Genomic DNA, 5981 nt, shown 5'->3' on the forward strand with positions numbered 1-5981 from the left:
ACTTCTTCTAGTACAGGATTGCGTAGATCGTTTGCTAATTTAGGGTGACCTAAAACTATTACGGCTAAAGTGCCGTTTACATCTTGCACAGTCTCAATAAGATGTTTTAAACTCACTAAAGTGCGTGGATGTAAATCATGAGCTTCATCAATAAATAAGGCAATAGGCTTATTTAACTCCTTGATAAGGGATTGTAGCTTACGCTCCCTTTTTTCAGCTTGTGTAGGCAACTTACCGTCTTTCTTTGTTGCTATATCTGCAAATAAAGCTGTATATAAAGTATTAATTGTGACATTACGTTTATCTGTAGCCAGAGATTTAGAAACTAAAATTTTATTTTCATCTCTAATTGCTTGCTGTAAGCGTCTTAAAGTAACAGTCTTACCTATACCAACTATGCCGGTTAATGCGATAAGCCCTCCTGATTTTATTGCATGTTTAATATTGCTTAGCATACTTTGGTAGGTATCAGTTTCAAAATATTCTGCTTTATCAATTTCTTTAGTTAAACCATAATACTTCATGCTTTCAATATCCATTAGTTCTCCTTCCTGGTAAATATAGGTTTTATCTCAAATAGTTGCTTCACTTGTGTCATTACAAGCTGTTTATCTAAGCTTTCTAAAATAATTGCCTCAATTCTAGCCATCTGCTCAGGCAATAAACGTCCTAAGGGATAACCAAGCCAACGTGATATTGCAGCTTTAGCTTCTATAGCATCTTTAAATGATGTTTGGCTTAGGGAATGTTCCAGCTCAAATGGTATTGATGCTTGCTTATCTTCAACAAGTCCCGAAGTATTAAGCATAGTATCGGTTATTGTAGAGCCGCCTGATAAGGCAGCACGTGGTATAGAAATATTTTTTGCTAAGAGTTCTATATGATCAGCGCGCTCTTCCTTCTTACTTTTCTTAAAAGTACGATATCGACCGAAAGGAATTGGTCCATCAGCAGGATAGAATGGTCCATAAGATTTGCCTTCATATTCAACGTGTAATTCATTATTGAAGAGACCCCATAGTAAAGTAACTTTTACTCCTGCAAGTTCATGTGTTAACTGATACTTCACTCCATTAACAACAACACATGCATCACTTCCTACTTTCCTTGTTTCAGGTTCTCGAGCCAAGGCAGAAAATTGCTGCCAATCACACATTGCTCTAAATCCTTCAGGTGGTAAATTACGTTTCCAATCTTCTAAGCGAGAGTGCTCTTCCTGTCGGTGCTTCTCCTGGTTATATCTTTCCAAATAATGGCGTAACCATTCATTAGCTTCTAAAAGATTCTGGGGAGGATGTAAATGATATAAAGTTTCTAGAGATTCTTTTACCGTACGAAATGGGCGCTCAACTTTTCCTTTGGACCTAGCAGTTTTACGACGGCCATCTTTACCATCAGGTAAATGAGTTCTAATTTCTACATTAAGGTATGCCATGACTCTCTTAAACACTAGGCTTTTTGCAACCGGCCCGTTATCCATATAAAATGTTTTAGGTATCCCTTGAAAAGGAAAACCCGGGTGTTTCTTTGCTGCCATAGCATTATATAAAAACTTTAAAGCAGTGATAATATTTTCACCATAAATATAATGATATTCTTGATATGTTACTCCACTACGGTCATCAACAACACTAGCTAGCATTAATGTAGGTGTTCTTTCTAAATTATCTTCATTTTTCTCAGCAGGAAGATGCTTAAAATCTGAAGGACTGAAATCAAAATGCCAACAATCATTACTGTTTACTGCTTGGAATCGTACTATAGGTGGTTGTACATTTAGTGATAAGCAATCTAACCCGAAACGTTTGAGATAATTGCTTACTGTTGATTTTTTTAATAAACCTTGGGGTGCTTTTACTAATACTCCTTTTGTTTCAACTCCATAGGTTTCTAAAAGACGGATACATTCTTTTATAGAAAGTCGTCTACCCTTCTTATTTGTAGTCCTAACTCTTAAGGCAGCTATAAGTTCACAATAATTCCTCATTTCACTTTGGCTAATGAGTCTAGGTCGATTATAATCTGCCCTATAAATTGTTTTGGGCTTCTTATATTTATGTAATGCGCGGTATAGTGTAGCGGGTGAAACATTATAAAATTCAGCTGCTTCTTTTATGACTAACTTGCGCTGTGGGTTACGTGGTGCTAGAGCAGATAATCTGTTGTATAACATAATCAATGCATCTGCCGGCACACATCTTGTCATTGAGGAATATCTCCTTCAAGAGCATATGCTATTTTATCAAGCCCATTTTTTCTCAACCAATTATGAAGATTAGCCGGTGTTGTTTTATAGCGGGCGGCTATAAATTTCTTTGTTGACCCATTCTTCAATAAAGCTTCAATTTCTACCTTATAGTCATCTAACTTACTTTTTCCAGGGCCAATAGGTCTGCCAAGTTTTATACCGGCAGCTTTTTTTACTCGTAGTGCTTCAGTGGTACGTTTGGAAATAATGTCTCTTTCTATTTCTGCTGCCATTGCTAGTGCCATAGCCATAATCTTACTTTGGATACTTTTATCTAGCTGCCAATTACCTTTAACTGCGTAGACATTAATTCCTTTCTGAAAAGCTATTGATAATATTTCCATGCATTCCAACATACTACGCCCTAGCCTGGAAAGCTCACTGACTATTATATTACTATCACTCTGCATGCTCTCTAATATTTCTGCTATTTTCCTTTCGCGCCATGGTGTTTTGCCGGAAGCTTTCTCTTCTATAAACTGTACTTGTCCGAGACCTTTCTCATTAGCTAGGTTTAAAATTGCAGCACGGTTCTTATCAAGGTCTTGATCAATCGTTGATACTCTCAAGTAAGCTATTGTCTTATTAAGTACATACATAATAGCTTTTTTAGCCCGTTTTTATAAAAACCTAAAATTAGCTCTTATTCTATATGGATTTATATTTTTTTATCAATGACTTTTGTTTAAAGTCTCATAAATTTAATATGCTCATTTTCATCTAATTAACCATATATTTTATTCCTGCCTTTATACTAAATTTACTCTCCAACCTATAGTTGCAATTAATTCTGGAAAATAAAATTATAGAATCATTTATTGTTGGACAGAAAGTTTATAAAATCATTTAATCCTGGTCAAACTGCTTTTTCATTCTCATTTATTTCTGGAAAAAATTTGCACTCGATTGCTGGAATTTGTGTTTATAAAATCAAGCCTATACAGCTAATGTTAAACGTCATCCTAATGATTTACAAGAAGTGCATAATTATATACTTGCTTTAGACTATGGTCTCATAAGGCGACAGGAGCTCCCAATTTAATTCTAACTAAATATATCGCTTTCACATCTTTAACATACTGTTCACAAAGCTGTTAACATCTTACATTCCTACAGTCTTACTAACTGAACTTTCTTCATTCCGTGATGCTACAACTTTTTCTTGATGGCTTAAATCAGTATAAAATTTTCCTCCAATCGATTTAAGGTAATTTTGTACCGCTTCTTTTGCACTCTCCTTTACTCCAGAAAACCAGAAATTTTTATAGGCACAATCTAAAGCAGTATGGTCTTCTCTTCGGCCAATAAGTTGATTAGGCAAAGCATGATACTTTTCTATCAATAATTTAACAACTTCATATTGGCCATAACTTACAGCTATACTTAAAGGACTATAAGTACCTAAAAATGTTTCTACTGGACCAGAAGTTGCATAGGAAGTTAATTCATTAACATTAGACCCTTCAGGGGGAAAATTTGTAATAATAGCTTCTGTATTACCTGTTTTTGCAAACTTACATAAAGTAGTTATATCAACAGGACTTACTGCTTCAATGGTTGATTTTGAAATAAGAGAAGGTGTATAAATAAAAAGATTAACTGCATCATATTTAATATTGATTCCTGCAATATTTAGTACCGCACAAGCCCATGATACACAGCTGTAAAATTCTTCATACCCAGCTAATTGCTGTATTCTATTAACAAAATTGCTATGGCCATAAATATTAAATTTCTGTAATGGATTTCGCTCTGCATAATGTAATAATGCTAGGGCTTTTTTTTTACTAACTTCCCAGGAAATACTTTCACCTTCTTTTTTAACAGGCTTATTAGATAAATCTAATATTTGTACTACACCTTCAGAAGATACACCCGGGATAAACTGGCTAGGTCCTGAGCCATTACCAAGTGATATATTAGAGTCCCCCGAAGAAGAACCCCTCCCAGTCAAATGGACCATTTTATAAACAGCTTTACCTTCATTTAAATATTCTATCCCTATTTCTGCATGCAAACCTCGTCTAAAGAGAGTTACTATGCCTATTTCTAGGGTAATAATTAACTTATCGTCAAATTTACTTTTATAATCAACAGATATAAGCCTTTCATCAGAGTTAAGCATAAAAATCCTTTTAATAATTATTTCCAGTAAACTTTATATTATACGATAAATATATCTAATTATATTATGTTAATATTATTATTTAAATGTTTCATAAAAAGTTATCTCTTTATTGCTCATATATAAATAAAGCAATACTTTCTTTATTTACCCATTTTGATTAAATGAACTTTATAGGATTAGGCATACCAAAGGTTAGTTACTTTTGAATTATATAGTATAACCAAGTTCAGTATTCCTACTGGGGTTATGGGTGAGTAGGACAGTCATTAATTACATTTTATTAAACATAAGTTATTACCAACATCGCTTCTTTATTTATAGGTAAATAAAATAATTTTTATGATATTAAATATATATATGAATTACTGAAAGAGGCCTAGCCTTGATTAATTTTCAACTAGACCTCAATAGTAGATTTTTATTCAAATGTTTTAGGTAATAGAAGAGATTAAGCAGCATAACTATCTGTCATCTGCTCTGCATTCAATGTATGGAAGCTACTTAATTCTTCTCCTATACTTAAGTCGTAATTATATGAGGATAAAAGCACATTTTCTATAATACTTTTACCAAACATATATGTTACTACAGCAGTATCTATAAACACGTTAGGTGAGAGGGAATTGGCTGCAGCTGAATGTGGGCTTGGCGATGCACTAGGGCTCGGGCTTGCTGAAGTGCTTGGGCTTGATGAAGCACTAGGACTAGGGCTTGCTGAAGTGCTTGGACTTAATGAAGCACTAGGACTAGGACTTGCTGTTAAAATCATAGGCCCAAATACTACATAACTTACCCCTTTATAAGAATTAGCACCATATGCACCAATAATTAAATCATCAAAACCATCACCGGTTACATCCCCTGCTCTACTTACTGAATAGCCTGAATTCTCAGCTGGTACTGCCCCGTTTAGTTTGAACCCGTTGATTCCATCTAGACTAGATAAATCAATACTTGAAGAAAACTGGATTTTACTTCCAAATACTACATAACTTGATCCTGTATCAGAATTAGTACGATATGCACTGATAATCAGATCCGCAATACCATCGCCGCTTATATCTCCAGCTCCGCTAACTGAAAAACCTGATAAGCTATTCGATACTTCTCCGTTTAGTTTGAAACCATTGCTTCCATCCAAACCGGATAAGTTAATACTCGAAGAAAATGGAGTTTTACTTCCAAATACTACATAACTTATCCCTTTATAAGAATTAGCACCATATGCACCAATAATCAGATCCGCAATACCGTCACCGTTTATATCTCCAGCTCCGCTAACTGAATAGCCTGATAAGCTACTCGATACTTCTCCGTTTAGTCTAAAACCATTGCTTCCATCCAAACCGGATAAGTTAATGCTTGAAGAAAACGGGGTTTTACTTCCAAATACTACATAACTTATTCCTTTCTGAGAATTAGCATAAGGGGCACCAATAATTAAATCATCAATACCGTCGCCGTTTATATCCCCTGCACTGCTTACTGAATTACCTGAAAAGCTACTCGATACTTCCCCGTTTAGTTTGAACCCGTTGCTTCCATCCAAACCGGATAAGTTAATGCTTGAAGAAAACGGGGTTTTACTTCCAAATACTACATAAC

The 5981-nt window shown here is 34.8% G+C and carries 5 protein-coding genes; all 5 read right to left on the bottom strand.

Annotation, left to right across the window (positions count from 1 at the left end; all coding sequences use genetic code 11):
• Positions 1–539 (bottom strand): AAA family ATPase (locus NF27_RS10835; RefSeq protein WP_039459591.1); only part of this gene is annotated, 539 nt, incomplete at its 3' end.
• The gene (locus NF27_RS10840) at positions 539–2194 is read right to left on the bottom strand and encodes an IS481 family transposase (protein WP_204367902.1); all 1656 of its coding nucleotides are present in this window, start codon (positions 2192–2194) and stop codon (positions 539–541) included. The genes NF27_RS10835 and NF27_RS10840, both read right to left, overlap by 1 nt.
• Positions 2195–2202: 8 nt before the next feature.
• Positions 2203–2847: a recombinase family protein gene (locus NF27_RS10845; RefSeq protein WP_053332801.1), complete on the bottom strand. Its 645-nt coding sequence runs from the start codon at positions 2845–2847 to the stop codon at positions 2203–2205.
• 503 nt (positions 2848–3350) lie between these two features.
• Positions 3351–4373 (bottom strand): ankyrin repeat domain-containing protein, encoded by a 1023-nt coding sequence (locus NF27_RS10850; RefSeq protein ID WP_039459600.1) that lies wholly within the window; start codon positions 4371–4373, stop codon positions 3351–3353.
• A gap of 451 nt (positions 4374–4824) precedes the next feature.
• Positions 4825–5981 (bottom strand): integrin alpha (locus NF27_RS13100; protein WP_193387662.1); only part of this gene is annotated, 1157 nt, incomplete at its 5' end.

Origin of the sequence: Candidatus Jidaibacter acanthamoeba, from assembly GCF_000815465.1 — a bacterium.
In the GTDB taxonomy this organism is placed as follows: domain Bacteria; phylum Pseudomonadota; class Alphaproteobacteria; order Rickettsiales; family Midichloriaceae; genus Jidaibacter; species Jidaibacter acanthamoebae.

Bases quoted from the DNA above. Each gene is read 5' to 3' on its own strand.
- NF27_RS10845 (WP_053332801.1), bottom strand. From the start codon at position 2,847: ATGTATGTACTTAATAAGACAATAGCTTACTTGAGAGTATCAACGATT.
- NF27_RS10850 (WP_039459600.1), bottom strand. From the start codon at position 4,373: ATGCTTAACTCTGATGAAAGGCTTATATCTGTTGATTATAAAAGTAAA.